Here is a 25,585-nt window from a genome sequence, read left to right on the forward strand (position 1 = left end):
ACGATCGGGAACGCGCAAGGCCCGGTCCGCATCCCGGACCGGGCCCCGCGGCACACCCCTGCCGCCGTCAGGCGTTGCTGGCCGCCACCCAGCGGTCCAGCGCCCGGCGGGCCGCGCCCGAGTCGACGGCCTCGGCGGCCCGCTCGATGCCCGCCGAGATCTGCTCGGCCAGCGGCGCCCCGGTCGGCTCCAGGGCCACCAGCGCCGCCGCGGAGTTGAGCAGCACCGCGTCCCGTACCGGCCCGGGCTCGCCGCCCAGCACGCGGCGCGCCACGTCGGCGTTGTACGAGGCGTCGGCGCCGCGCAGCGCCTCCACGGGCACCAGGTCGATGCCCACGTCCCGCGGGTCGAAGGTCTCCTCGCGGATGCCGCCGTCCCGTACGATCCACACCTTCGACGTGGCCGTGGTCGTCAGCTCGTCCAGTCCGTCGTCGCCCCGGAAGACCAGGGCGCTGGAGCCGCGTTCGGCGAGGACCCCGGCCAGGATCGGCGCCATCCGCGCGTCGGCGACGCCGGTGGCCTGCGCCCGTACCCGCGCCGGGTTGGTCAGCGGGCCCAGCACGTTGAACGTCGTACGGATGCCCAGTTCGCGCCGCGCGGGCGCCACGTGCCGCAGCGACGGGTGGAACTTGACCGCGAAACAGAAGGTGATCCCGGCCTCCTCGGCGACCTCGACGACCCGGCGCGGGGCCAGGTCCAGGTTGACGCCCAGCTTCTCCAGCACGTCGGACGCGCCGCTGGCCGACGAGGCGGCGCGGTTGCCGTGCTTGACGACCTTCGCGCCGGCGCCGGCCACCACGATCGAGGACATCGTGGAGATGTTGACGGTCTTGGCGCCGTCGCCGCCGGTGCCGACGATGTCCACGCTCGGGCCCGGCACCTCGATGAGGTTGGCGTGCGCGTACATCGCCCGTACCAGGCCGGAGATCTCCGCGACGGTCTCGCCCTTGGCCCGCAGCGCCACCGCGAACCCGGCGACCTGCGCGTCGGTGGCCTCGCCGCGCATGATCCGGTCCATCGCCCACGCGGTGTCGTCGGCGCCCAGGTCCCGGCCCTGGAGGAGGGCGTCCAGCACACCCGGCCAGGTCTGGGCCGCCACGCTGTCGCCGCCACCCGGGGTCACAACGTTCATGGTCCACACTCCTGGATTCGTGTCCTGCTGGTGCCGAAACCCTATCCGGCGCCGTGGCGTGCCGAAGGGCCCCGCCCAATGTATGGACGGGGCCCTCTGGGTGGCGTACTTACGCGGGGGTACTGCCGTGCGTCACACGGCGGCGATCAGTGGTGGCCGTGGCCGCTGGTGATCTCCTTGTACTCCTCCGGGGTCGGCTTCGGGATGACGTTGTCCTCGCCGTAGTAGCCCTTGGAGAGCTTGGCGCGGAGCTTGGTCGTCCGCTTGACCTTCCGCTCGACACCGTTCTCGTCGACCTCCGGGCCGATCTCGAACGGCTTGGGCTGCTCGTGCTGGGTGAGCGTGTGGAGCTGCTCCTGGTTGAGCGGCTCGTGCACCTCGATGAACTCACCGTGCGGCAGCCGCTTGATGATGCCGGACTCGCGTCCGTGCAGCACCTTGTCGCGGTCCCGGCGCTGCAGACCCAGGCAGATCCGCTTGGTGACGATGAAGGCGAGCACCGGCCCGACGAAGAAGCCGATCCGGACGAACCAGGTCAGCGAGTTCAGCGACAGGTGGAAGTGGGTGGCCCACAGGTCGTTGCCGCCGCCGATCAGCATGATGAGGTAGGCGGTCAGCCAGGCCACACCGAAGCCGGTACGGGTCGGGGCGTTGCGCGGGCGGTCCAGGATGTGGTGCTCGCGCTTGTCCCCGGTGACCCAGGACTCGACGAACGGGTAGACCGCGATCGCGACCAGCACCAGCGGGAAGATGAGGATCGGGATCAGCACACCGAAGTTGATCGTGTGGCCCCAGATGTCCCACTCCCAGCCGGGCATCACACGGACCAGACCCTCGGCGAAGCCCATGTACCAGTCGGGCTGGGCGCCGGTGGACACCTGGTCGGGCCGGTACGGGCCGATGGCCCACACCGGGTTGATGCTGGCGATCGCCGCGATCACCGAGATCACGCCGAAGACCAGGAAGAAGAAGCCTCCGGCCTTGGCCATGTAGACCGGCAGCAGCGGCATGCCGACGACGTTCTTGTTGGTCTTGCCGGCACCCGGGAACTGCGTGTGCTTGTGGTAGAAGACCAGGATCAGGTGCGCCACCAGCAGACCCAGCATGATGCCGGGCAGCAGCAGCACGTGCACCGTGAAGAACCTCGGGATGATGTCGTGCCCCGGGAACTCCCCGCCGAAGATGAACATCTGCAGGTACGAGCCGACCAGCGGCATCGCCAGGATGACACCCTCGATGAAGCGGACGCCGGTGCCGGAGAGCAGGTCGTCCGGCAGCGAGTAGCCGGTGAAGCCGGTGAACATGCCCAGCACCAGCAGCAGGAAGCCGAACAGCCAGTTGACCTCGCGCGGCTTGCGGAAGGCGCCGGTGAAGAACACCCGCATCATGTGCACCATCATGCCGCCCAGGAAGACCAGGGCCGCCCAGTGGTGGATCTGCCGGATGAGCAGACCGCCGCGCACGTCGAAGCTGATGTCCAGCGTCGACTCGAACGCCTGCGTCATCCGGATCCCGTGCATGGGCACGTACGAGCCGTGGTAGGTCACCTCGGCCATGCTCGGGTGGAAGAACAGCGTCAGGTAGACGCCGGTCAGGATGATGATGATGAAGCTGTAGAGGCAGATCTCGCCCAGCATGAAGGACCAGTGGTCCGGGAAGATCTTGCGCATGTTGGACTTGGCGAGGCTGTAGATGCCCAGCCGGCCGTCCGCCCAGTCGGCGATCCGCTCGCCCCGCGGCGCCTGGCCGCGGCGCGTGGTGGTCGCGCTCGTCTCGTTACTCATCCGCGCTCCCAGAAGCTCGGGCCGACGGGCTCCGCGAAGTCGCTGACGGCTTCGAGGAAGCCGTCCTTCACCGTGATGTGCAACTGCGGCAGGGCGTGTCCGGCGGGGCCGAAGATGACGCGTCCGCCGTCGGACAGGTCAAAGGTCGACTGGTGGCAGGGGCACAGCACGTGGTGCGTCTGCTGCTCGTACAGGCTGATCGGGCACCCCACGTGGGTGCAGATCTTCGAGTAGGCGACGATGCCCTCGTGCGACCAGTCCAGTTCCTGCTTGTCCTTGATGTTCTGCGGCTGGATCCGCACGAGCATCAGGGCGTCCTTGGCGATCTTCTGGTTGAAGTCGTGGTCGTCCTCCTCCAGGCCCTCGGGCTTGGCGAAGGTCAGCGAACCGACCGCGATGTCCTCGGGACGCAGCGGAAGGTTGGTCGACTGGTTGACCAGGCGGATGCCCTTCTTCCAGCCGGTCGTGCGGAGCTTCTTCTCCGGCAGCGGACCGAGGTCGCGCAGCAGCACCACACCGGAGAGCGGCACCAGGGCCAGCGCGCCGAACATGGTGTTGCGGACCAGCTTCCGGCGGCCCATGCCCGACTCTGCCGCACCCTGGCGGAAGTCGTCCATGACCTTGGCCTTGACGTCGGGCGTCGCCTCGATCGGGTGCCGGTCGTCGGCGACCTCCTCGTCGGACATCAGCGTGCGGGCCCAGTGGACCGCGCCGGCGCCGATGCAGAAGAGCGCCACACCGAGCGTCAGACCGAGCCAGAAGTTCAGCGCGCTGACGTGGCCGAACGGCCAGATGTAGGTGATCTGGTCGACCGGGAAGATCACGTAGGCGGCGATGAAGCCGACCGTCGCGAGCATCGACAGGGTGAAGAGGAAGGCGACCGCGCGCTCGGAGCGCTTGGCGGCCCGCTCGTCGATGTCCTGGATGCGGGGCTCGTGGGGCGGCAGCCCCGGGTCGGCGAAGGGGTTCTCCGCCGTCTCGACCGCGCCGCCGTGAGCCGTGTCCCGCTCACTGGGGAGGTTCTTTTCTGGCACGTCTTCGTGTCGTCCAGTCTCACTCATGACTTCTTGGCCTTCGTAGTCCGGGCTGCGACCCAGATGGCGACCGCGATCAGCGCGCCCAGGCCGGCGATCCAACCGAAGAGGCCCTCACTGACCGGGCCGAGACCGCCCAGGCCCAGACCACCGGGGCTGGGGGTGTCGTCGCTGTTGACGGCGCCGAGGTAGGACACGATGTCCTTCTTGTTCTGCGGGGACAGCGAACCGTCACCGAAGGAAGGCATGTTCTGCGGGCCGGTCTCCATGGCCTCGTAGATGTGCTTCGGGTCCACGCCCTCAAGCGACGGTGCGAACTTGCCGTTGGTCAGGGCGCCGCCCTTACCGGTGAAGTTGTGGCACTGCGCGCAGTTCGTACGGAACAGTTCACCGCCCTTGGCGATGTCCGCGCCGTCCTTGCCGTACTGGTCCTTGCCGGGCACGCTGGGACCGGCACCCAGCGACGCGACGTACGCCGCGAGCTGGTCGATCTCGGCCTGGCTGTAGATGTTCTTCTTCCGCGGCACCTGGGCGCCGGGCTGCTGCGCCGGCATCCGGCCGGTACCGACCTGGAAGTCGACGGCGGCGGCGCCCACGCCGACCAGGCTCGGGCCGTCGGAGGTGCCCTGACCGCCGGTGCCGTGGCAGCTTGCGCAGCCGACGGCGAAGAGCTTCTTGCCCTCCTTGATGGCAAGAGACTGGGCGGTGTCATCGGCCTGAGCCTTGTCCGCAGGCGCGAACGCGGCGTACAGCCCCCCAGTGACCGCCAGCGCGAAGAGTAGGACGACGAGCGCCGCCAGCGGATGGCGCCGTCGTGCGGAGAGCTTTTTCACGGATTACCCCGGTGTCAGGATCTTCTGCGTCGATGCTTTGGCTATGTCTGTCTGAAATGCGGTTCCGGTACGGGACCGGTCACCGGATCAGGTAGATCGTGGCGAAGAGGCCGATCCAGACGACATCGACGAAGTGCCAGTAGTAGGACACGACGATGGCCGCGGTGGCCTGTTCGTGGGTGAACCTCTTGGCCGCGTACGTCCTGCCCAGGACCAGCAGGAAGGCGATGAGTCCGCCCGTCACGTGCAGTCCGTGGAAGCCGGTGGTCAGGTAGAACACCGAGCCGTACGGGCCGGACGAGAGCGAGAGGCCCTCCTCCTTGACCAGATCGGTGTACTCGAAGACCTGACCGCCGATGAAGATCGCACCCATGATGAAGGTGACCACGAACCAGGTCCGGAGCTTCTTGACATCGCCGCGCTCGGCCGCGAACACACCAAGCTGGCAGGTCAGCGAGCTGAGTACCAGGATCGTGGTGTTCGTCGCGGAGAACGGAAGATTCAGCGCATCGGCGGATTCCTTCCAATACTCGGTCCCGGTCACCGATCGGAGGGTGAAGTACATCGCGAAGAGGGCCGCGAAGAACATCAGCTCGGAACTCAGCCAGATGATGGTTCCGACGCTGGTGAGGTTCGGCCGATTGACCGACGGGTGCGCGTGCCCGGTTTCTACTGTCGTTGCTGTCGCCACGACCGACATTATGTCGGTCGCTTATCCCGCCCTCACTCCGGGGGGTGCCGTTCGGTGTGTCAAGGGCGTATGCCCTGCTCGTACGGCCCACCGCGACAGTCGCCCGAAGGGAGGACCCGGGACCCGCCGGACGGCCCCGTACCCCCGCCCCGACCAGTCCTGACGGGCCGTCGGCCAGATCTTGGATCGTGCCGAACCCTCCTGCGCGCCGCCGTACGAGCAGTAGCATCCGCGCAGGAGGCACCTCCCGGCGGCGGCCGGGCGAGGCCCCGCCCGAAGCCGTACCGCCGAGATGTGTGGAGGAACGATGCAGGCGACTGCCACGGTGCTGGTCTACAGCGACAACGCCGACACCCGCGAGCAGGTACGGCTCGCGACGGGCCGCCGGCCTGCCGCCGACGTGCCGCCGGTGGAGATCCTGGAGTGCGCGACCCTCCCCGCCGTCCTGGCGGCCCTGGAGCAGGGCGGGATCGACGTGTGCGTCCTGGACGGCGAGACGGCGCCCGCGGGCGGCATGGGCGTCTGCCGGCAGATCAAGGACGAGATCTTCCACTGCCCGCCGGTGCTGCTGCTCATCGGCCGCCCGCAGGACGCCTGGCTGGCGACGTGGAGCCGCGCGGACGCCGCTGTGACGCATCCTGTGGACCCCGTGGCCTTCACGGACGCCCTGGCCGGGCTGCTGCGCCGCAGGCTCCTCACGGGCGCCTGAGCGGCCCCCTGGAGGCCGTTCTGAGGGCCCTTCAGGTCTGCGGGCGCAGCCGGGCGGCATTCTCGGGTCCCGGCCGCTGGTCCTGCTCACCTGTGGTGCTGGGCTTGTTCTTGTCCAGCGCGCTGCCCTCGCGCCACTGCTTCCACGACATGTTCCAGTCGCCGAAGCCGTTGTCGAAGGGCGTCATGGTCTCGCCGCCGCTGTTGACGACCTTGACGATGTCGCCGACCCGCACGGTGTCGAAGAACCACTTGGCGTTGCCGGTGGACATGCCGGTGCAGCCGTGGCTGACGTTGGCGGCGCCCTGCGACCCCACGGACCAGGGCGCCGCGTGCACGTACTCACCGCTCCAGGTCACCCGGGTGGCCCAGTAGACCGGCAGGTCGTAGGAGTCCGAGCTGCCCGACGGGATGCCGATGCTCTCCCCCCGCATCCGTACGAAGCCCTCCTTGCCCAGGATGACCTTGGTGCCGTTGCGGGTGGAGTAGCCGGGCTTGCCGGTGGTGACGGGGATGGTGTTGATCTCCTCGCCGTTGCGGGTGACCGTCATGGTGTGCGCGGCGGCGTCCGTGACGGCCTCCACCCGGTCCCCCGTACGCAGCTTCACGGGCTTGGCGGGGCCCCCGTACAGCCCGCCGGTGATCTTCAGGCCCTCCAGGTTGCTGCGGACCTCGATGTCGGCGTGCGTGGGCCAGTACTCGCGCGGGCGGAAGTGCAGCGTCTTGCTGTCGACCCAGTGCCAGGAGCCCTCCACGCGCGGGCTGGAGCGGACCTTGAGGGCGCCCTCCACGATCGCGCGGGCCTTGGGGTCCTTGACGGGCTTGCTCAGCGCCGCCGTGACGGGCTGCCCGACCCCGTACGTGCCGTTCTCGGGCCCGAGCTTGACGCTCAGCCGGTCGCCGGTGTCCTCGGTGTCGATCCGGAGGACCTTGCGGCCCGGGGCGCCGTCCTCGTCCTCGGTGCTCACCCGCACCGTGTAGCGGGTGCCGGCGGCCAGCGGGACGGTGGTGCGCCACTGCTTGCCGTCGGCGGCCAGTTCGCCCCTGATGTAGCGGCCGGAGGCGTCGGTGGCGGTCACGTCCGTGATCCGGGCCTCGTCACCGGTGGTGGAGATCTCCAGCGGCTTGTCCGGGTCCGCCTTGTGGCCGTCTCCGGGCGCGTTGGCGGCGATCTGCCCGGCCGCGTCGTACGGCGCGGCCGAGAGCGGGTCCGACGACGAACCGCCGCAGGCGGTGGCGCCTGCCGCCAGGGGCGCCAGCAGGAAGGCGCAGCCGAGCGCCGTCCGGTGTCGTGGTCTGTGGCTCATGACCCCAAAGTAGGAAAGTCCCCCGGCCGCGGCGCGCTGGAGGACTGCAAACGGGCGGGCCCGGACACCTGGAGAGGTGTCCGGGCCCGCCCGTGGTGCGGGGACCGCGTCACTGCGTGCGGTTCTCGCCCCGGTAGTACTCGAAGACCCAGCCGAACAGGCCGATCAGGATGACCGGGGCCGAGAAGTAGAGCAGCCACCAGCCGAAGACGACGCCCAGGAAGGCGAGCGCGCCGCCGACGCCCAGGGACAGCGGCTGCCAACTGTGCGGGCTGAAGAAGCCCAGCTCACCGGCGTCGTCGGAGACCTCGGCCTCGTCGTTGTCCTGTGCTCCGGCGTCCACCCGGCGCGCCGTGAAGGCCAGGTAGTAGCCGATCATGATGCACAGGCCGAAGGCGAGGAACAGCGCGGTGGTGCCCGCCGGCTCCTTCGACCAGACGCCGTAGACGATCGCCATGGCGAGGACGAAGACGGAGAGCCAGATGAACATCTTGCCCTGGATCTTCACTTGCCGACCTCCTTGCCGCCGAACAGCGCCGTGTCCTTCTGGCCCTCGTTCTCGACGGCTTCCAGCGCCGCGATCTCGGGGTGGTGCAGATCGAACGCCGGGGATTCGGAGCGGATGCGCGGCAGCGTGAGGAAGTTGTGCCGCGGCGGCGGGCAGGAGGTCGCCCACTCCAGCGAGCGGCCGTAGCCCCACGGGTCGTCGACCTCGACCTTCTTGCCGTACTTGGCCGTCTTCCAGACGTTGTACATGAACGGCAGCATCGACAGACCCAGCAGGAACGAGGCGATCGTCGAGATCGTGTTCAGCGTGGTGAAGCCGTCCGCGTTCAGGTAGTCCGCGTAGCGCCGCGGCATGCCCTCGGCGCCGAGCCAGTGCTGGACCAGGAAGGTGCCGTGGAAGCCGACGAACAGCGTCCAGAACGTGATCTTGCCGAGCCGCTCGTCGAGCATCTTTCCGGTGAATTTCGGCCACCAGAAGTGGAAGCCGGCGAACATCGCGAAGACGACGGTGCCGAAGATGACGTAGTGGAAGTGCGCCACGACGAAGTACGAGTCCGAGACGTGGAAGTCCATCGGCGGCGACGCCAGGATGACGCCGGTCAGACCACCGAAGGTGAAGGTGATCAGGAAGCCGACGGCCCACAGCATCGGTGTCTCGAAGGACAGGGAGCCCTTCCACATCGTGCCGATCCAGTTGAAGAACTTCACACCGGTCGGTACCGCGATCAGGAAGGTCATGAACGAGAAGAACGGCAAGAGCACGCCGCCCGTCACGTACATGTGGTGCGCCCAGACGGTGACCGAAAGGCCCGCGATCGAAATCGTCGCCGCGATCAGACCGATGTAACCGAACATCGGCTTCCGGGAGAAGACCGGAATGACCTCGGAAATGATGCCGAAGAACGGCAGCGCGATGATGTACACCTCGGGGTGTCCGAAGAACCAGAAGAGGTGCTGCCAGAGCAATGCGCCGCCATTGGCCGCGTCGAATACATGTGCCCCGAATTTACGGTCCGCCTCCAGGGCGAACAGCGCGGCCGCCAGGACCGGGAAGGCCAGCAGGACCAGCACACCGGTCAGCAGGACGTTCCAGGTGAAGATCGGCATCCGGAACATCGTCATGCCGGGAGCGCGCATGCAGATGATCGTGGTGATGAAGTTGACCGAGCCGAGGATCGTACCGAAGCCGGAGAAGGCCAGACCCATGATCCACATGTCGGCGCCGACGCCCGGCGAGCGGACCGCGTCCGACAGCGGCGAGTAGGCGAACCAGCCGAAGTCCGCCGCACCCTGCGGGGTGAGGAAGCCGGCCACCGCGATCAGCGAGCCGAAGAGGTACAGCCAGTACGCGAACATGTTCAGCCGCGGGAACGCCACGTCGGGCGCGCCGATCTGCAGCGGCATGATCCAGTTCGCGAACCCGGAGAACAGCGGCGTCGCGAACATCAGCAGCATGATCGTGCCGTGCATCGTGAACGCCTGGTTGAACTGCTCGTTCGACATGATCTGCGTGCCGGGACGAGCGAGCTCGGCGCGCATCAGCAGCGCCATCAGGCCGCCGATGCAGAAGAACGCGAACGAGGTGACCAGGTAGAGCGTACCGATGGTCTTGTGGTCAGTGGTCGTCAGCCAGCTCACCACGACGGAGCCGGGAGACTTCTTTCGGGCGGGTGGTGCTGCCGGAGCCGTTGCGGCGGCGGCACCCTGAGGTTCGTTGAGGATGCTCACTTGTTGTTGGTCTCCGCGTTCCTGGCGTGATCCGTCTGCTTGATGCCCGACGGCAGGTAACCGGTCTGGCCCTTCTTCGCCAGGTCCTTCAGGTGCTCCCGGTACTTCTCGGGGGAGACGACCTTGACGTTGAAGAGCATCCGGGAGTGGTCGACGCCGCAGAGCTCGGCGCACTTGCCCATGAAGGTGCCCTCCTTGTTGGGGGTCACCTCGAAGACGTTGGTGTGGCCGGGAATGACGTCCTGCTTCATCAGGAACGGCACCACCCAGAACGAGTGGATGACATCACGCGACGTCAGGACGAACTGGACCGTCTCGCCCTTGGGCAGCCACAGGGTCGGACCCGGGTTGCCGGTCTGCGGGTTCCGCGTGCCCGGGATGCCCTCGTCGTACACGCCGTCGGCGCCGGCGGGGACATTCTTCTTCCACTTGTCCGGGATCGCGTCGAGTTCCTTGGAGTCGATGTTCGTGGTGTCGGCCTTGCCGTCCACGTTCTCCAGGTAGTTGAACGCCCAGCTCCACTGATAGCCCACCACGTTGATGACGTGGTCGGGCTTCTTCGAAGTCTTGAGGAGTTCGCTCTCATCGCGCGCGGTGAAGTAGAAGAGCACCGCGATGATGATGAACGGAACGATGGTGTACAACGCCTCGATGGGCATGTTGTACCGCGTCTGTGCGGGGACCTCCACCTTGGTCCGGCTGCGGCGGTGGAAGATCCAGCTCCAGATGATCAGGCCCCACACCAGCACGCCCACTGCGAGGGCGGCGGCCCAGGAGCCCTGCCAAAGGGAGAGGATCCGCGGCGCCTCTTCAGTAGCCGGATTGGGCATGCCGAGGTTGGGAAAGTCCTTGTATGTGCAACCGGTCGAGGTTGCCAGGACCAGTCCCGCAGCCAGCACCTGCGGCAGCTTCCGCCGCATCGGGCGCCGCGACGAGCGGTCGGAGCCGTTGGGACTCACGTAGCGCCTTCCCGAGAGTCTCGCCCGCGAGACCGGCTGCGGCCGTCTCGCTGGTCGGTCGCCGGCCCTGGCACGGGCAGGGGTTTGGATGTTTATGCGGACCAAACCCTACTGGACGCTATTTGGGGTCGCGCGGGGAGGGTGCCCAACGCGCCGCACGGCTCCCCGAAGGGGTGGCTGCGGCATCCGGGGGAAGCCCCCGGAGCCCCGGAATGCCGGGCTCCGGCAGCCATCTGACGCCGCGCCCGGCACCGGCTCACGACGCGCTAGCGTCTGGGGCGTGTCCTACTTCGATGCCGCCTCGGCCGTTCCGCTGCACCCGGTCGCCCGGGAGGCCCTGCTCGCCTCGCTCGACGAGGGCTGGGCCGACCCGGCGCGCCCCTACCGGGAGGGCCGCCGCGCCCGGCTCCTGCTGGACGCCGCGCGGGAGGCCGCGGCGGAGGCCGTCGGCTGCCGCCCCGACGAGCTCGTTTTCACTCCATCGGGGACGCAGGCGGTGCATTCGGCCATGTCCGGCACGCTCGCCGCGCGTCGGCGTGTCGGCCGCCACCTGGTGCACTCCGCGGTGGAGCACTCCTGCGTCCTGCACGCCGCCGCGGCCCACGAGGCGGCGGGCGGCACGGTGACCGAGGTCGGCGTGGACCGTACGGGCCGGGTGGCCGCCGGGGACCTCGCCGCCGCGCTGCGCCCGGACACCGCGCTGGCGGCCCTGCAGTCCGCCAACCACGAGGTGGGCACCGAGCAGCCGGTGGAGGAGGCTGCGGCGGCCTGCCGGGAGGCGGGCGTACCGCTGCTGGTGGACGCCGCCCAGTCGCTCCCCTGGGGGCCGGTCGGCGGCGCCTGGTCGCTGCTGACGGGCAGCGCGCACAAGTGGGGCGGTCCGCCGGGTGTGGGACTGCTGGCCGTGCGCAAGGGCACCCGGTTCGCGCCGCAGGGCCCGCAGGACGAGCGGGAGTCCGGCCGGGTGCCGGGCTTCGGGAACCTGCCCGCGGTGGTCGCCGCGGCGGCCTCGCTGCGGGCCGTACAGGCGGAGGCGGCGGCCGAGGCGGTACGGCTGCGGGAGCTGGTCGGCCGCATCCGGGCGCGGGTGGCCGAGGCGGTGCCCGACACCGAGGTCGTCGGAGACCCCGTGCGCCGGCTCCCCCATCTGGTCACCTTCTCGTGTCTCTATGTCGACGGGGAGACCCTGCTGCACGCGCTGGACCGGGCGGGCTTCTCCGTCTCGTCCGGGTCGTCCTGCACGTCCAGCACGCTGACGCCCAGCCATGTGCTGCGGGCGATGGGGGTGCTGTCGGAGGGCAACGTCCGGGTGTCGCTGCCGGCGGGCACCGCCGAGGCCGACGTCGACCGCTTCCTGGACGTCCTCCCGGAGGCGGTCCGCTCCGTACGGGAGCACCTGGGCGCCCCGGCGGCCGCGCGGCCGGAGACCGCCCCCGCCCCCGCCGCGGAACACGTCGTGGACGCGCTGGGCAAACGCTGCCCGGTGCCCGTCATCGAGCTGGCGAAGGTGATCGGCGACGTGCCGGTGGGCGCCACCCTGACCGTCCTGGCGGACGACGAGGCGGCGCGGCTGGACATTCCCGCGTGGTGCGGGATGCGGGGCCAGGAGTACGTGGGCGAGCGGGCGGCCGGGCGGGGCACCGCGTATGTGGTGCGGCGCCTCGTCTGACCGGGGCGGCCGACCGGCCGGGCGGCCGCGGGCGTACGGACCGGGAGCGCCCCGGCACCGTACGGCCCGGGGCCGCCCCGGAACCGCACGGTGCGGCGGCCCGTGCCCGGACCGCCGCACCCGCGAGGACCGGATCAGGCCAGATGCGCCTGGATGTCGGCGGCGGCCTCGTGCCCGTACGCCTTGGTGAAGCGGTCCATGAAGTTGCTGCGGTGCAGCTCGTACTCCTGGGTGCCGACGGTCTCGATGACCAGCGTCGCCAGCATGCAGCCGACCTGCGCGGCGCGCTCCAGGCCGACGCCCCAGGCCAGACCGGACAGGAAGCCGGCGCGGAACGCGTCGCCCACGCCGGTCGGGTCGGCCTTGGTCTTCTCCTCGGCGGTGCCGACGACGATGTCCGGCTCGCCGGCCCGCTCGATCCGGACGCCGTCGGCCCCCAGCGTCGTCACCCGGGTGCCGACCTTGGCCAGGATCTCCTCGGAGGTCCAGCCGGACTTGGACTCGATGAGGCTCGACTCGTACGCGTTGTTGAACAGGTAGGCGGCGCCGTCCATGAGGGTACGGATGCCCTCGCCGTCCATCCGGGCGATCTGCTGGGAGAAGTCGGCCGCGAAGGGGATGCCGCGGGTACGGCACTCCTCGGTGTGGCGGACCATGGCCTCCGGGTCGTCCGCACCGATCAGGACGAGGTCGAGGCCGCCGACGCGCTCGGCGACGGCCTGCAGCTCGATCAGCCGCGCCTCGCTCATCGCGCCGGTGTAGAAGGAGCCGATCTGGTTGTGGTCGGCGTCGGTGGTGCACACGAAGCGGGCGGTGTGCTTGACCTCGGAGATGCGGACCGAGCGGGTGTCCACACCGTGCCGGTCGAGCCAGGCGCGGTACTCCTCGAAGTCGTTGCCGGCGGCGCCGACCAGGATCGGCGCGGTGCCGAGCTGGCCCATGCCGAAGCAGATGTTGGGGCCCACGCCTCCGCGCCGGACGTCGAGTTCGTCGACAAGGAAGGAGAGGGAGACCGTGTGCAGTTGATCGGCGACCAGTTGGTCGGCGAAACGGCCGGGGAAGGTCATCAGGTGGTCGGTGGCGATGGAGCCGGTGACTGCGATACGCACGACGGGTCTGCTCCTGCGGAAGGCGGAAGGACGGGACGGACGTTGGTCAACGGTACCGGCTGGCCCGATCCGCTCCCACCAGCAAAAACTACCCAATAGTAGGGCTTTCTTCGCGAGGCGGAAGATGCGTACGGTGCCCGTATGACCAAGCATGTGAAGGGCGTCACACCCCGTTCGGCCGGCGTTCGCGCCGCCGTCCCCCGCTCCGTCCCCGGCTCGGCGGACGGACCGGAGTCCATGGCCCAGTTGCTGGGTGACTGCGCGCGGATGGCGCCGCACTGGCGCAGCGGCCGCCAGGCACCGCCGCCGCCCGCCCGCGAACTGCACGGCATCAGCGTCCCCGCGTCCTCGAAGGCCCTGGTCAGCGGCATGTCCGAGTACGGGGACTGAGTCCGGGGGAACCGCGGACGCGTCGGCTCCGTCCAACCGGCGTCCTCCCCACGGAGGGGGACATGTCAGTTGTTCAGCGGAGCCGAAGGAGCGATGCGGTGAGCACCGAGGACACTCCCCCCGCGTCCGGCGGGGAGCATTCCAGCGACGACACCCGGGAGACGACCGCACGGCGGCGGCGCAGCCCGCTGATCGCGGCCTCGGTGGCCGCGGCGGTGCTGTTGGCCGGCGGTGGCGCGGCGTACTGGGCCTCGACCGCCGCCGGCGGCGGGGACAGCGGCGCCGGTGCCCGTCCGGAGGGCGGCCCGCCGCCGCTCGCCCTGGACGGTCACGCGAAGGAGGCGGGCTCGCGCAGCGGGATCGCGCCCGGCGAGCCGAACCCGCAGGGCTCGGGCTACCGGGCGACGGGCCAACTGCCCGAAGGCCCCTCCTCGGCGCCCGTCTACCGGCCCGGCCAGGTCACCCAGGAGGCGGTGGCCCGGCTGGCGAAGGCCCTGGGCCTGCCCGGCAAGGTGCGCTCGGACGGCGACTCCTGGAAGGTGGGCGGCCTGACGCGGGACGCGCGCATCCCCGTCCTCCAGGTGGCCAAGAGCGGCACGGGCGCCTGGACGTACTCGCAGTACGGCACCCCCGGCGGGACCGGCTGCGCGGAGCCCGCGCCGAAGGGCGGCGGCAGCGGCTCGCAGGCGGGCGGGCCCGGCTGCCCGTCCTACCGGGGCGGCGACGGCACCACCCAGGGGGACGCCAGCGGCACGGACGCCGTCTCCCGGGAGGAGGCCGAGAAGGCGGCGCAACCCGTTCTGGACGCGCTCGGGCAGAAGGACGCCGAGCTGGACGCGAGCGGGCTGTCCGGCGCGGTACGCATCGTCAGCGCCAACCCGGTCGTCGGCGGGCTGCCCACGTACGGCTGGCAGAGCGAGATCCAGATCGGCTCGGACGGCCAGGTCGTCGGCGGCAGCGGGCAGTTGGCGCAGCCCGTGAAGGGCGACACGTACCCGGTGCAGAGCGCCGAGAAGACGCTGGAGCGGCTCAACGCCGCGCACGGCGGCGCGGACTCCGGCTCCGGCGGGTGCGCGACGGCCGAGCCGCAGAAGAAGGCCGACGGCCGGGGTGTCGAGCCGTGCGCGGGCAACGCCGCCGCGCGCAAGCCCGCCGACGTGACCGGCGCGGTCTTCGGGCTCTCGGCCCAGTACGTCGACGGCCGCCAGGCGCTGGTGCCCTCGTGGCTCTACACGGTGCGGCAGACGGGCGCCGGCACGGTCACGCACCCCGCCGTCGACCCAAAGTACGTCAAGGACGGCGACGGCGGCGCCTCCGCGCAACCGCCCCGCAGCGGCAAGCCGTCGGGCAAGGCCGGGGCGATGGGCCTGGAGTCGTACTCGCTCAGCGCGGACGGCAAGTCGCTCAAACTGCACTTCTGGGGCGGCGTGTGCAGCACCTACTCGGCCACCGCCGAGCAGACCGGCAAGAGTGTGCGGGCCGAGGTCATCGGCAAGGAGAAGAAGCCGAACCAGATCTGCGTGAAGATGGCGAAGCAGTTCACGCGGACGGTGCCGCTGGACAAGCCGCTGGCCGGGCGGGACGTGATCGACGCGGCCACGGGCAAGGAGGTCCCGGCGCAGTAACGCCGATGGTTCCGGGCGACGAATGACCGGATCTCGCGTACCCCGGGCCTCGCGCGCCCCCGAGGCGCCCGCCCTCCCGAGACTCTCGCCCCCGGCGGACACGACAACGGCGGCGCTCCCCCTGAGGGGAGCGCCGCCGTCGTACGTTCTGCCGTCCTTCGCCGAGCGGGTCAGCTAAAGGAGTCGCCGCAGGCGCAGGAGCCCGTGGCGTTCGGATTGTCGATCGTGAAGCCCTGCTTCTCGATGGTGTCGACGAAGTCGATCGAGGCGCCGCCCAGGTACGGGGCGCTCATCCGGTCGGTGACGACCTTGACTCCGTCGAAGTCCTTGACGACATCGCCGTCGAGCGACCGCTCGTCGAAGAAGAGCTGGTAGCGCAGTCCGGAGCAGCCGCCGGGCTGGACGGCCACCCGCAGCGCGAGGTCGTCGCGGCCTTCCTGCTCCAGAAGGGCCTTCACCTTCGACGCGGCCGCGTCGGACAGGATGATGCCGTCGCTGACGGTGGTCTCGTCCTGAACGCTCATCTACATCTCTCCCGGGTTGTACGGACCGCTTGCCCTCGGCTGCAACCGACGGGGCCCGGAATTCATTCCGGCTGGCGCGACGTGTACTCGTTCTTTCGTCTTTCATGCTCGCACACCGGGGCGGGGTCGCGGGCGGTCCGGGCACAGGGATGCGTCACATCGACGCTATGCCCATCGTCAAAGTGACGTGAAGCGGCTATGATAGATAGCGTCAAATCGACGAAAAGGGTTCCGGCGTCACCGCCGGCCCCCGGTGCCGGAACCGGCTCTCCATTGGAGCGGCTACGCCGCGCTCATACACGGAAAAGAGAGGGTGCGTGTCGTGACCACCGCCCAGCCCCTGGACGTCCAGCCGACCCCGCTCGCGCTGCTCCTCCTCGGCCGCGAGGCCGATGCCAAGAGCGAGCGCGGCGTGGACTGCCCCGGCGATCTGCCGGCCCCGTCCGACCCCGGACTCGTCGAGCGGGCCCGCGCCGCCAAGGCGAAGCTCGGCGACCGGGTCTTCGTCCTCGGACACCACTACCAGCGCGACGAGGTCATCGAGTTCGCGGACGTGACCGGCGACTCCTTCAAGCTGGCGCGCGAGGCGGCGGCCCGGCCGGACGCCGAGTACATCGTCTTCTGCGGTGTCCACTTCATGGCCGAGTCCGCCGACATCCTGACCTCCGACGACCAGCAGGTCGTCCTGCCCGACCTGGCGGCCGGCTGCTCCATGGCCGACATGGCGACGGCCGAGCAGGTCGCGGAGTGCTGGGACGTGCTCACCGAGGCCGGCGTGGCCGAGCAGGTCGTCCCGGTCTCGTACATGAACTCCTCCGCCGACATCAAGGCCTTCACCGGCAAGCACGGCGGCACGATATGCACCTCCTCCAACGCCAAGCGGGCGCTGGACTGGGCCTTCGAACAGGGTGAGAAGGTGCTGTTCCTGCCCGACCAGCACCTGGGCCGCAACACCGCCGTACGCGACATGGGCATGTCCCTGGACGACTGCGTCGTCTACAACCCGCACAAGCCCAACGGCGGCCTGACCGCCGAGCAGCTCCGCGCGGCGAAGATGATCCTGTGGCGCGGGCACTGCTCCGTGCACGGCCGGTTCTCGCTCGAATCCGTCGAGGACGTACGGGCCCGGATACCCGGCGTGAACGTCCTCGTGCACCCCGAGTGCAAGCACGAGGTCGTCGCCGCCGCCGACCACGTGGGCTCCACGGAATACATCATCAAGGCCCTGGAAGCCGCCCCGCCCGGCTCCAAGTGGGCCATCGGCACCGAACTGAACCTCGTCCGCCGCCTGGCCAACCGCTTCGCCGCCGAGGACAAGGAGATCGTCTTCCTCGACAAGACGGTCTGCTTCTGCTCCACCATGAACCGCATCGACCTCCCGCACCTGGTCTGGGCCCTGGAATCCCTGGCGGACGGCAAACTCGTCAACCGCATCCAGGTCGACCGGGAAACGGAGAGCTTCGCCAAGCTGGCGCTGGAGCGGATGCTGGCGCTGCCGTAGGGCACCTTGGGCGCGCAGGACCAAGGCCCGTGGGGCCCGCACCGGCCGGGGAGGCCGGTGCGGGCCCCACGGCCACGTGGTGGTGCCGTGACGCACGGCAGCCGGGGTCAGGGCACGAGGCTGTCGAGGTCGATGTCGACGAGGAACGGTACGGAAACCCTCAGCCGGTCCCGGTGAATGCCGGTGGCCACATAGGCGCAGGTCATGCCGTCGAATTCATAGGTGTGGACGGCGGGGACGCCGGCCTCGTCCTCGATGCGCCAGAAGTGGGGGATCTTGGCTTGTGCGTACTTGAAGGGCTTCAGGGACCTGTCACGGTCCGCTGATTCCTCCGAGACGACTTCGATGACCAGGGCAACGTCTTCGGGCGCGTACCAGGTCCGGTCGGGATCGTACGCGGCGGTGGTGACCAGGATGTCCGGCTCGGGGCGGCTCTTCTTGTCGAGCCGGACGGTCATTTCCCGCTCGGTCTCGAACCCGGCAGGGGCGGATTGCCGCAGGGCAAAGGTCAGGTTCTCCACGAGCCGGGAGTGCCAGGACCGCTGCGGCGACATCATGAAGATCAGGGCTCCGTCGATGAGTTCGGTGTGCCGCGGCGCCTGAGGGAGGTGGTCGAGGTCGTCGGCTTCCCAGCCACTGGGCCTCGGCGGGATCATCCAGTCGGGGAGTTCGGCGGTCACGGCTTCCTCCAGGCGCCTCGAAGACGGCGGTCAGGGGCCTTGATCCCGGATCGCGGACGCGGTCGGACGGCTGATGCCAGCGTAGTTGATACGGCTGGCGGACACGGCCCACGGCCCGGCTCACAGATAGATCTGCCGTCGGCAGCCGCAGCAGAACGTCTTGCCGCCGCTTCGCTCGGTCGCCCCGTGCGCACAGGGCGGCGCCTCGTCCCGCGTCAGCCGGGCGCCCCGGCTGACCGCGATACGCAGTACGTCGCGCAGCGCGCGGCGCAGCTCCCCAGGACCGGCGTCCGCCGTCACCAGGTCCTCCGCGGCCCTCAGCAGCCCTTCCTCCACCTCGTCGGCGAGCAAGGACAGAAGGCTCCCCGCGTCATCCGTGCTCAGATAGCACGCCCCACCCCCGGGCGCGGCCCACGGAAGCAGTCGCAGCGGTACGCCGCGCCGTTCACCGGTCATCGCGCCGTGGATCCGGCGCGGCTCGACCGCCACGCACGGAACTCCTCCGGCGACAGGGCATACGGCCGTACCAGCGCGCTCGCCTCCCCGCACAGCGGAACCTCGGGCCGCCGGCGCGGCGCCCTGACGGCGGACCCGTAGTACTTGGCCGGTACCGGCAGCGGGACGGCTGCCCGCTGCCGCCCGCACATCAGCGCCGCGGCGAACCGCGCGATGCGATGAAACCGCGATGCGATGAAACATGGGTTCTCGCCTTCTACAACGCCCTTGAACACCCGGCGACCACCGTGTGCATCACCATCGTCACCGTGTGACGTGGGCCTCAACAGGGGCGTGCCGTCCCATCGTTGAGATGGGGACGGCAGAGAGGCGGACGCCGTGAAATTCACACCCCAGAACCTGACCCCGTACGTCTCCGCCCGCCACTACTTCGGCTCCGAACAGCGCCGCCTGCGCGAGGCCGCGAAACTGTCGCTGGTGCAGTTGGCATCCGTGGTCAGCTCCAGCAAGAGCACCCTGGCCCGCATCGAGACGGCGGAACTGATGCCCCCCCGACCTGCCGCCCCGGCTGGACGCGGCCTTCGGAACGGGGCGAGTACTTCCACGGGCTGTACCAACTCGCGAAGCGGGAAGCGCATCCGGATCAGTACCGGCGGTTCATGGATCTGGAGGCGCGGGCCGAGACGATCGAGAACTACGAGCCGCAGGTTGTGCCTGGGCCGTTCCAGACGGAGGCGTACGCCCGAGTGCTGCTCCGCTGCCAGGAAGACCTGACCGAGGAGCAGGTCGAAGAACGGGTCGCAGCACGAATGTCCCGCAAGGAGCGCCAACAGACGGACTCTGCTCCCTTCCGCTGGGCGATCATCGATGAGTCGGTGTTGCGGCGGCAGGTCGGCGACAAGAGCTGCATGTCCCAGCAGTTGGCTTCGCTGCTGGAGCAGGGGAATACTCCAAACAGCGAGGTTCAGATGATGCCCTTCAGCGCCGGCCCTCACTCACTGATGAGCGGCGCCCTGACTTTGCCGGCACTGCCCAACGGCTCCACAGCAGCCTACGAAAAGGGCATCGAGGCCGGTCACCTCTGCGAGGATCCGGAAGCGGTGAAGAAGTGGCGGCGGCAGTACGAAGTGCTGCGCGCCAACGCTCTCTCCCTGACTGAGTCGGCGGAGCTGATCCGAAAGGCGATGGAGGACCACAAACCATGCGACACACGCCCGAGCTGAGCGCGGCCCGCTGGCGCAAGAGCAGCTACAGCAACACCAATGGGGGCAACTGCGTCGAGATCGCCGAAGACTTCCCCGGCATCGTCCCCGTACGCGACAGCAAACCCCCCACGGCCCCATACTCACCTTCCCCACCGCCTCCTGGACCGCGTTCATCGCTGTCCTCAAGGCGGCCTGACGCAGCAGCTCAGCCCGTCCCGGAGACCTCCTGGGACGGGCTGGACCATGGCTGCCGGACGGGCCGGTCGTGCCGGAGGCGTCAGACGCCCGCCGGCTCCGCCGTGCGGGGCTCCGGTTCGTCGGCGGCTTCGGCCCGGCGGGCCGCCCGCTTGGCCGCGCGCCGTTCCTTGCGGAGTTCGATCATCGCGTAGAGCGTCGGAACGAGGAGCAGCGTCAGGAGGGTGGACGTGATCAGGCCGCCGATGACGACCACGGCCAGCGGCTGGGAGATGAAGCCGCCGTCGCCGGTGATGGAGAGGGCCATCGGGAGCAGGGCCATGATCGTGGCGAGGGCCGTCATCAGGATCGGGCGCAGGCGGTGGCGGCCGCCCTCGACGACGGCTTCGACGACGCCGTAGCCCTGGGCGCGGTACTGGTTGATCAGGTCGATCAGCACGATCGCGTTGGTGACGACGATGCCGATGAGCATCAGCATGCCGATCATCGCCGGGACGCCCATCGGGGTGCCCGTGGCGACCAGCAGGCCGATCGCGCCGGTGGCCGCGAACGGGATCGAGATCAGCAGGATCAGCGGCTGGACGAGGGACCGGAAGGTCGCGACCAGCAGCATGAACACGATCGCGATGGCGGCGAGCATGGCCAGGCCGAGCGAGGAGAACGCGTCGCTCTGGTCCTGGGAGACACCGCCGATCTCGGCGGTGGCGCCCTCCGGCAGCTCCAGGTCCTTGATCTTGGACTGGAGCTGGGCGGTGACCGCGCCGGTGTTGTCGCCGGTCGGCTTGGCCGTGACGGTGGCCGACCGGGCGCCGTCGATACGGGTGGTCTGCACCGGGCCCGCGACCGTACGGATCGTGGCCAGGTCGCCGAGCTTCGCGGGGCCGGCCGGGGTCGGTACGGCCAGGTCGCGCAGGCCGGCCTCGGAGGTGACCGGGTGGGCGGACTTGATCACGACGTCCCGCTCGGTGTCGTCGATCGTCGCCTTGCCGCTGGTGGTGCCGCGCACCGCCTGGGCGACGACCTGGCCGAGGGTGGCCTGGCTGTAACCGGCCGCCGCGGCCTTCGCGTTGGCCTGGACGGAGATGCGGGGCACGCTCCGTGCCAGGTCGCTCTGCACGTCGGTGACGTGGTCGAGCCCGGCGACGGTGGCCCGTACCTGCTCGGACGCCTTCTTCAGTACGTCCGCGTCGGCGGCCTTGACCACGACGCTCAGGTCCTGGCTGCCGAAGCCGCCACCGGAGGAGACGGTGGTCTCGCCGATGTCCTTGCCGAGCTTGTCGAGTGCGGCGCGGAGCTTGTCGGTGACCTTGGCGGAGTCCGCCGAGTCCTTCAGCTTGAGCTGGTAGGACGCCTGGTTGGCGCCGCTGCCCCCGCCGAAGGCCGCCATGAAGCCGGACGAGCCGACGGTGACCTGGTAGTCCTCGACCTCGTCGAGCCCGCCGAGGACCTGCTCCACCTTCTTGGCCTGCGCGTCGGCGGCCGCCAGGCTCGTACCGGGCGTCAGCTCCTGCTTGATGCTGAGGGTGTCCTGGTCGCCCTGGTCGAAGAAGTTGGTCTTCAGGAGCGGGGCCATGCCGAAGGTGCCGAGGAGGACGACGACGGCGATGACCAGGCTGGTGACGCGGCGGCGGGTGGCGAAGCGCAGGACGGGGACGTACAGGCGCTGGAGCGGGCTGCCGCTCTCCTTGGCCTCGGCGGCCCGGCGCAGCTCCTCGGGGTCGGTGCCCTCGGGAATCTCCGGGGCGCGCAGGAACCAGTAGGAGAGGACCGGGACGACGGTCAGGGAGACGAGGAGGGAGGCGAGCAGGGCGACCGTCACGGTGATGGAGAACGAGCCGAACAGGGCGCCGACCATGCCGCCGACCACGCCGATGGGCAGGAAGACCGCCACCGTGGTGAGGGTGGAGGAGGTGATGGCGCCGGACACCTCGCGAACGGCGGTCAGGATGGCCTCGCGGCGCTCCTCGCCGTAGCCGAGGTGGCGTTTGATGTTCTCCAGGACGACGATCGAATCGTCGACGACCCGTCCGATGGCGATGGTCAGCGCGCCGAGGGTGAGCATGTTCAGCGACAGGTCGCCGGTCCACAGCACGATCAGCGTGATGACGACGGACAGCGGAATGGAGACCGCGGTGACCAGCGTCGAGCGCAGGCTGAGCAGGAAGACCAGGATCACGATCACGGCCATGACCAGGCCGAGCAGGCCCTCGGTGGTCAGCGACTCGATGGACTTGGAGACCGCGGGGCCCTGGTCGGAGACGACCGTGACCTCGGTGCCCTTGCCGAGGGCCGTACGGATGCCGGGCAGTTGGTCCTGGACGGCCTCGGAGATGTCGACGGCGCTGCCGTCCTGGCCCATGGTCACCATGACGGCCAGGCTGGGCTTGCCGTTGGTGCGGGTGAGGGAGGCCGGGGTGGCCTGCTCCTCCGTGACGGTGGCGACGTCACCGAGGCGGACCGGCTTGCCCGCCGCGCCGCCCCCGGAGCCGCCGGGGCCCGCCGCCGGGGTGAGCGTCAGGTCCCGGATCTGCTGCGCGGAGGTGAAACCGGAGCCGACCTGGACGGTGTTGCTGCGGCCCCGCTCGGCGAACGAACCGGCGGGCACGGACGCGCCGCCCGCCTCCAGCGCCTGGCCGAGCGCCGCGGCCGTCATCCCGGCCTGCGCGAGCTTGGCGTCGTCGGGGGTGACGGCGACGACGCGGTCCCGGACGCCGTCCACGGTGACCTGGCCGACGCCCTCGATGTTCTTCAGGCCGGGCACCACGCTGCGGTCGAGCCGGTCAGCCAGCGCCTGCTGGTCCGTGCCGGTCGCGGAGACGGCCAGCACGACGGCCGGGATGTCGTCCGTCGAACCGGCCACGACCTGCGGGTCCACGTCCTTCGGCAGCTTGGCCCGGGACCGGTTGACGGCCTGCTGCACGTCGGCGACCAGCCGCTTGGAGTCGTTGCCGTAGTCGAACTGGGCCATGATGACGGCCGAGCCCTCGCTCGCCGTCGAGGTGACGCCCTTGATGCCGTCGACCGCCTGGATTCCGTCCTCCAGCGGTTCGATCACCTGCTTCTCGACGACGTCGGGCGAGGCACCCTGGTAGGGCGCCAGCACGGACACCATGGGCAGTTCGATGGTGGGCAGGAGCTGCTGTTTGAGCTGGGGGATCGCGATGGCGCCGAAGGCGACCGCGACGATCGACATCAGCGCTATCAGGCCCCGCTGTACGAGGCTGAGTCGGGACAGCCAGGACATGGGTGGGGTCTCTCTTCTGTTCTGTACGGCGGTTCTGTACGGCCGTTCCGTACGGCGTTGTCGTACGGCGTTGTCGTACGGCACCGCCGCACGGCGTGGCGGTACGCACTGCCGCACGGCGTGGCGGTACGCACTGCCGCACGGCGTTCCGGCGGGCGGGCACCACTGGCCCGCATAAACGATCCGCCACGCCCCACCCGCTTTTCCTCGATCGCAGGTCGGTTTCCGCCCCACCCGCCGTACAGCGATCGGAGTACGGCGGTCTCCACCCGCTACTGCACCCGTGGGCGGACCAGCCCCGATTCGTACGCGATGACGACGAGCTGCGCCCGGTCGCGCGCGCCCAGCTTGGCCATGGCCCGGTTGACGTGCGTCTTGACCGTGAGCGGACTGACCGCGAGCTGTTCGGCGATCTCGTCGTTGGACAGGCCGCCCGCGACCAGCCCGAGCACCTCGCGCTCCCGCCCGGTCAGCGCGTCCAGCCCGGCCGCCCCCGGCCGCCCGGGGCCGCCCTCGGCCGGCCCCTCCCCCTGGGCCAGGAACTTGGCGATCAGCCCCTTCGTCGCGGCCGGTGACAACAGCGCCTCCCCGGCCGCCGCGATCCGGATGGCGCTGAGCAGCTCGTCCGGCTCGGCCCCCTTGCCGAGGAAACCGCTGGCCCCGCCGCGCAGCGCCTGCACCACGTAGTCGTCCACCTCGAAGGTGGTCAGGATGACCACGCGTACGGCGGTCAGCCCGGGATCGGCGGTGATCATCCGCGTGGCCGCGAGCCCGTCCACCCCCGGCATCCGGATGTCCATCAGGACGACGTCGGCTCCCGTCGCCCGCGTCAGCTCATACGCCTCGGCCCCGTCGGACGCCTCCCCCACCACCTCCATGTCGGGCTCGGAGTCGACGAGGATACGGAAGGCACTGCGCAGGAGCGCCTGGTCGTCGGCGAGCAGAACTCTGATGGTCACTCGGGCTCCCCCGGGCAGCAGATGCGGCCGGACCGGCCGGCCCGGTCGGTGGCTTGCGCCGCCTGGAGCGGCAGGTGTACGCGTACCCGGAAGCCACCGGCCGGGCGGGGGCCGGTCTCGACGGTGCCGCGCAGGGCGGCGACGCGTTCGCCCATGCCGATCAGGCCGTGGCCGCCGCCCGGCCCCGGGGCGCCGGGGCCGTGGTCCGGGCCGGTGCCGTCGTCCAGGACCGTGACGGTCAGGGTCTCGGCGTCCCGCACGATACGGACCGTCGCCCGGGCGCCCGCGCCGGCGTGCTTGTGCACATTGGTCAGCGCCTCCTGGACGACGCGGTACGCGGTGAGGTCGATGGCCGCGGGCAGCGCGTCCACCGGCCCCGGGACGTCGAGTGCGACGGGCAGGCCGGCGCGTTCGAAGCCGTCCACGAGCTGATCCAGCACGCCGAGGCCCGGCGCGGGTTCGGTGGGCGCCTTCGGGTCGTCGCACTGGCGCAGCAGGCCGACGGTGGCGCGCAGCTCGTCGAGGGCCGAGCGGGAGGCCTCGCGTACGTGCGCCAGCGCCTGCTTGGCCTGGTCCGGGCGGCTGTCCATGACGTGCGAGGCGACCCCGGCCTGCACATTGACCAGGGCGATGTGGTGGGCGACCACGTCGTGCAGCTCGCGGGCGATGCGCATCCGCTCCTCGGCGACGCGGCGCCGCGCCTCCTCCTCGCGGGTGCGCTCGGCGCGTTCGGCCCGTTCCCGGATGGCGGCGACGAAGGCGCGCCGGCTGCGGACCGCGTCACCGGCCGCGGCGGCCATGCCGGTCCACGCGAAGATCCCCAGGTTCTCCTGCGCGTACCAGGGACGGTCCCCGAGGAGCATCGCGGCGGCGGTGAGCACGACGACGGTCAGCGCGCCGACGCGCCAGGTGGTGGAGCGGTCCGTGCGGGCGGCGAGGGTGCACAGCGCGATGACCACGGAGCAGAAGACCGGGGCGCGCGGCGCCCCGCTCTCCAGGAGCAGTTCGAGGACGGTGCAGACGCCGGTGACCGCCAGGACGCTGCGCGGGAAGCGGCGGCGCAGTACGAGGGCGCCGCCGGCGGCGACGGCGAGGACCACGGTCGTGCCGGTCAGTTCGCGTCCGCCGAACCGGGGCCCGTGCGGTCCGTGCGGCTCGGCCACCGCGCCGACCAGAACCGTCACGACGACGGCGAGTGCCAGCGCGGCGTCGAACGCGCGAGGGTGGGCGCGTATCCAGGCGAGCGGGCCGCCGCCCGGACGCGGACCGGGCTGCCCGGGGGCGAGGGGAGTCACGGGAAAACGGTAGCGCCCCGGTCCCGTGCGGGATCCGGGGCGCTGCCCGC

Annotated in this window: 21 protein-coding genes and 2 pseudogenes; 7 read left to right on the forward strand and 16 right to left on the reverse strand. The window is 70.2% G+C overall.

The genetic code is table 11. The features are described 5' to 3' along the window. Positions 1 to 67: 67 nt before the first annotated feature. The 5 genes from trpD to ACH4EB_RS01305 all read right to left on the reverse strand — a co-directional run bounded on the left by trpD (position 68) and on the right by ACH4EB_RS01305 (position 5,483). Positions 68 to 1,132: an anthranilate phosphoribosyltransferase gene (gene trpD, locus ACH4EB_RS01285; RefSeq protein WP_398345167.1), complete on the reverse strand. Its 1,065-nt coding sequence runs from the start codon at positions 1,130 to 1,132 to the stop codon at positions 68 to 70. Between the two features lie 146 nt (positions 1,133 to 1,278). Then, entirely contained in the window at positions 1,279 to 2,916 is a 1,638-nt protein-coding gene (locus ACH4EB_RS01290) for a cytochrome bc complex cytochrome b subunit (protein WP_398345169.1), read from the reverse strand. Next, positions 2,913 to 3,977: a Rieske 2Fe-2S domain-containing protein gene (locus ACH4EB_RS01295; RefSeq protein ID WP_398345170.1), complete on the reverse strand. Its 1,065-nt coding sequence runs from the start codon at positions 3,975 to 3,977 to the stop codon at positions 2,913 to 2,915. Before ACH4EB_RS01295 ends, ACH4EB_RS01290 begins: the two co-directional genes overlap by 4 nt. Then, positions 3,974 to 4,783 (reverse strand): c-type cytochrome, encoded by an 810-nt coding sequence (locus ACH4EB_RS01300; RefSeq protein ID WP_398345171.1) that lies wholly within the window; start codon positions 4,781 to 4,783, stop codon positions 3,974 to 3,976. Before ACH4EB_RS01300 ends, ACH4EB_RS01295 begins: the two co-directional genes overlap by 4 nt. A gap of 79 nt (positions 4,784 to 4,862) precedes the next feature. Continuing rightward, entirely contained in the window at positions 4,863 to 5,483 is a 621-nt protein-coding gene (locus ACH4EB_RS01305) for a heme-copper oxidase subunit III (protein WP_031004096.1), read from the reverse strand. A 298-nt stretch (positions 5,484 to 5,781) separates the two neighbouring features. On the opposite strand from ACH4EB_RS01305, the gene ACH4EB_RS01310 reads away from it, so the two are divergent. Further along, a complete protein-coding gene (locus tag ACH4EB_RS01310; protein ID WP_398345172.1) occupies positions 5,782 to 6,183 on the forward strand; it encodes a hypothetical protein in 402 nt (133 codons plus the stop codon). A 31-nt stretch (positions 6,184 to 6,214) separates the two neighbouring features. On the opposite strand, the gene ACH4EB_RS01315 is transcribed toward ACH4EB_RS01310, so the two are convergent. From ACH4EB_RS01315 to coxB, 4 genes are all read right to left on the reverse strand, one after another. Then, positions 6,215 to 7,489 carry an Ig-like domain-containing protein gene (locus tag ACH4EB_RS01315; protein WP_398345173.1) on the reverse strand — a complete coding sequence of 425 codons (1,275 nt, stop codon included), beginning with the start codon at positions 7,487 to 7,489 and terminating at the stop codon, positions 6,215 to 6,217. Between the two features lie 109 nt (positions 7,490 to 7,598). Beyond that, entirely contained in the window at positions 7,599 to 7,997 is a 399-nt protein-coding gene (locus ACH4EB_RS01320) for a cytochrome c oxidase subunit 4 (RefSeq protein WP_030593216.1), read from the reverse strand. Then, a complete protein-coding gene (gene ctaD / locus ACH4EB_RS01325) occupies positions 7,994 to 9,724 on the reverse strand; it encodes a cytochrome c oxidase subunit I (protein WP_125047521.1) in 1,731 nt (576 codons plus the stop codon). The genes ACH4EB_RS01320 and ctaD overlap by 4 nt, the downstream gene beginning before the upstream one ends. Beyond that, positions 9,721 to 10,683 (reverse strand): cytochrome c oxidase subunit II, encoded by a 963-nt coding sequence (coxB, locus tag ACH4EB_RS01330; RefSeq protein ID WP_385238471.1) that lies wholly within the window; start codon positions 10,681 to 10,683, stop codon positions 9,721 to 9,723. The genes ctaD and coxB overlap by 4 nt, the downstream gene beginning before the upstream one ends. A gap of 280 nt (positions 10,684 to 10,963) precedes the next feature. Between coxB and ACH4EB_RS01335 the strand changes: the two genes are divergently transcribed. Further along, a complete protein-coding gene (locus ACH4EB_RS01335) occupies positions 10,964 to 12,352 on the forward strand; it encodes a cysteine desulfurase/sulfurtransferase TusA family protein (RefSeq protein ID WP_398345174.1) in 1,389 nt (462 codons plus the stop codon). 134 nt (positions 12,353 to 12,486) lie between these two features. Here the strand turns inward: ACH4EB_RS01335 and ACH4EB_RS01340 are convergent, their stop codons facing one another. Next, positions 12,487 to 13,461, reverse strand: a complete 975-nt coding sequence (locus ACH4EB_RS01340) for a carbohydrate kinase family protein (protein ID WP_398345175.1) — start codon at positions 13,459 to 13,461, stop codon at positions 12,487 to 12,489. 141 nt (positions 13,462 to 13,602) lie between these two features. Here ACH4EB_RS01340 and ACH4EB_RS01345 point away from each other — a divergent pair, with 141 nt between their 5' ends. Both ACH4EB_RS01345 and ACH4EB_RS01350 read left to right on the forward strand, forming a co-directional pair. Continuing rightward, entirely contained in the window at positions 13,603 to 13,851 is a 249-nt protein-coding gene (locus ACH4EB_RS01345; RefSeq protein WP_398345176.1) for a hypothetical protein, read from the forward strand. Between the two features lie 98 nt (positions 13,852 to 13,949). Beyond that, the gene (locus tag ACH4EB_RS01350) at positions 13,950 to 15,476 is read left to right on the forward strand and encodes a hypothetical protein (protein WP_398345177.1); all 1,527 of its coding nucleotides are present in this window, start codon (positions 13,950 to 13,952) and stop codon (positions 15,474 to 15,476) included. 170 nt (positions 15,477 to 15,646) lie between these two features. Here ACH4EB_RS01350 and ACH4EB_RS01355 read toward each other — a convergent pair whose 3' ends face one another. Beyond that, entirely contained in the window at positions 15,647 to 16,000 is a 354-nt protein-coding gene (locus ACH4EB_RS01355) for an iron-sulfur cluster assembly accessory protein (RefSeq protein WP_031004115.1), read from the reverse strand. A gap of 313 nt (positions 16,001 to 16,313) precedes the next feature. Here ACH4EB_RS01355 and nadA point away from each other — a divergent pair, with 313 nt between their 5' ends. Further along, positions 16,314 to 17,501, forward strand: coding sequence for a quinolinate synthase NadA (gene nadA / locus ACH4EB_RS01360; RefSeq protein ID WP_398345178.1), 1,188 nt, complete (start codon positions 16,314 to 16,316; stop codon positions 17,499 to 17,501). Between the two features lie 107 nt (positions 17,502 to 17,608). Here nadA and ACH4EB_RS01365 read toward each other — a convergent pair whose 3' ends face one another. Both ACH4EB_RS01365 and ACH4EB_RS01370 read right to left on the reverse strand, forming a co-directional pair. Next, positions 17,609 to 18,157 (reverse strand): Uma2 family endonuclease, encoded by a 549-nt coding sequence (locus ACH4EB_RS01365; protein ID WP_398345717.1) that lies wholly within the window; start codon positions 18,155 to 18,157, stop codon positions 17,609 to 17,611. A 144-nt stretch (positions 18,158 to 18,301) separates the two neighbouring features. Further along, a complete protein-coding gene (locus tag ACH4EB_RS01370; RefSeq protein ID WP_398345179.1) occupies positions 18,302 to 18,670 on the reverse strand; it encodes a hypothetical protein in 369 nt (122 codons plus the stop codon). Positions 18,671 to 19,015: 345 nt separating this feature from the next. On the opposite strand from ACH4EB_RS01370, the pseudogene ACH4EB_RS01375 reads away from it, so the two are divergent. Then, positions 19,016 to 19,860, forward strand: a pseudogene (locus ACH4EB_RS01375) (helix-turn-helix domain-containing protein). Further along, positions 19,839 to 20,038, forward strand: a pseudogene (locus ACH4EB_RS01380) (DUF397 domain-containing protein). Before ACH4EB_RS01375 ends, ACH4EB_RS01380 begins: the two co-directional pseudogenes overlap by 22 nt. A gap of 81 nt (positions 20,039 to 20,119) precedes the next feature. On the opposite strand, the gene ACH4EB_RS01385 reads toward ACH4EB_RS01380, so the two are convergent. The 3 genes from ACH4EB_RS01385 to ACH4EB_RS01395 all read right to left on the reverse strand — a co-directional run bounded on the left by ACH4EB_RS01385 (position 20,120) and on the right by ACH4EB_RS01395 (position 25,535). Then, positions 20,120 to 23,281: an efflux RND transporter permease subunit gene (locus ACH4EB_RS01385; protein ID WP_398345180.1), complete on the reverse strand. Its 3,162-nt coding sequence runs from the start codon at positions 23,279 to 23,281 to the stop codon at positions 20,120 to 20,122. A gap of 272 nt (positions 23,282 to 23,553) precedes the next feature. Further along, entirely contained in the window at positions 23,554 to 24,240 is a 687-nt protein-coding gene (locus tag ACH4EB_RS01390) for a response regulator (protein WP_398345181.1), read from the reverse strand. Then, positions 24,237 to 25,535, reverse strand: a complete 1,299-nt coding sequence (locus ACH4EB_RS01395; protein ID WP_398345182.1) for a sensor histidine kinase — start codon at positions 25,533 to 25,535, stop codon at positions 24,237 to 24,239. Before ACH4EB_RS01395 ends, ACH4EB_RS01390 begins: the two co-directional genes overlap by 4 nt. Positions 25,536 to 25,585: the final 50 nt, after the last annotated feature.

The sequence above is a fragment of the Streptomyces sp. NPDC018045 genome, from assembly GCF_044327445.1.
In the GTDB taxonomy this organism is placed as follows: domain Bacteria; phylum Actinomycetota; class Actinomycetes; order Streptomycetales; family Streptomycetaceae; genus Streptomyces.

Coding starts and splice junctions, on each gene's coding strand:
- ACH4EB_RS01315 (WP_398345173.1), bottom strand. CDS start 7,489: ATGAGCCACAGACCACGACACCGGACGGCGCTCGGCTGCGCCTTCCTG.
- ACH4EB_RS01345 (WP_398345176.1), top strand. CDS start 13,603: ATGACCAAGCATGTGAAGGGCGTCACACCCCGTTCGGCCGGCGTTCGC.
- ACH4EB_RS01290 (WP_398345169.1), bottom strand. CDS start 2,916: ATGAGTAACGAGACGAGCGCGACCACCACGCGCCGCGGCCAGGCGCCG.
- ACH4EB_RS01385 (WP_398345180.1), bottom strand. CDS start 23,281: ATGTCCTGGCTGTCCCGACTCAGCCTCGTACAGCGGGGCCTGATAGCG.
- trpD (WP_398345167.1), bottom strand. CDS start 1,132: ATGAACGTTGTGACCCCGGGTGGCGGCGACAGCGTGGCGGCCCAGACC.
- ACH4EB_RS01365 (WP_398345717.1), bottom strand. CDS start 18,157: ATGATCCCGCCGAGGCCCAGTGGCTGGGAAGCCGACGACCTCGACCAC.
- ACH4EB_RS01305 (WP_031004096.1), bottom strand. CDS start 5,483: ATGTCGGTCGTGGCGACAGCAACGACAGTAGAAACCGGGCACGCGCAC.
- ACH4EB_RS01355 (WP_031004115.1), bottom strand. CDS start 16,000: ATGAGCGTTCAGGACGAGACCACCGTCAGCGACGGCATCATCCTGTCC.
- ACH4EB_RS01310 (WP_398345172.1), top strand. CDS start 5,782: ATGCAGGCGACTGCCACGGTGCTGGTCTACAGCGACAACGCCGACACC.
- ACH4EB_RS01295 (WP_398345170.1), bottom strand. CDS start 3,977: ATGAGTGAGACTGGACGACACGAAGACGTGCCAGAAAAGAACCTCCCC.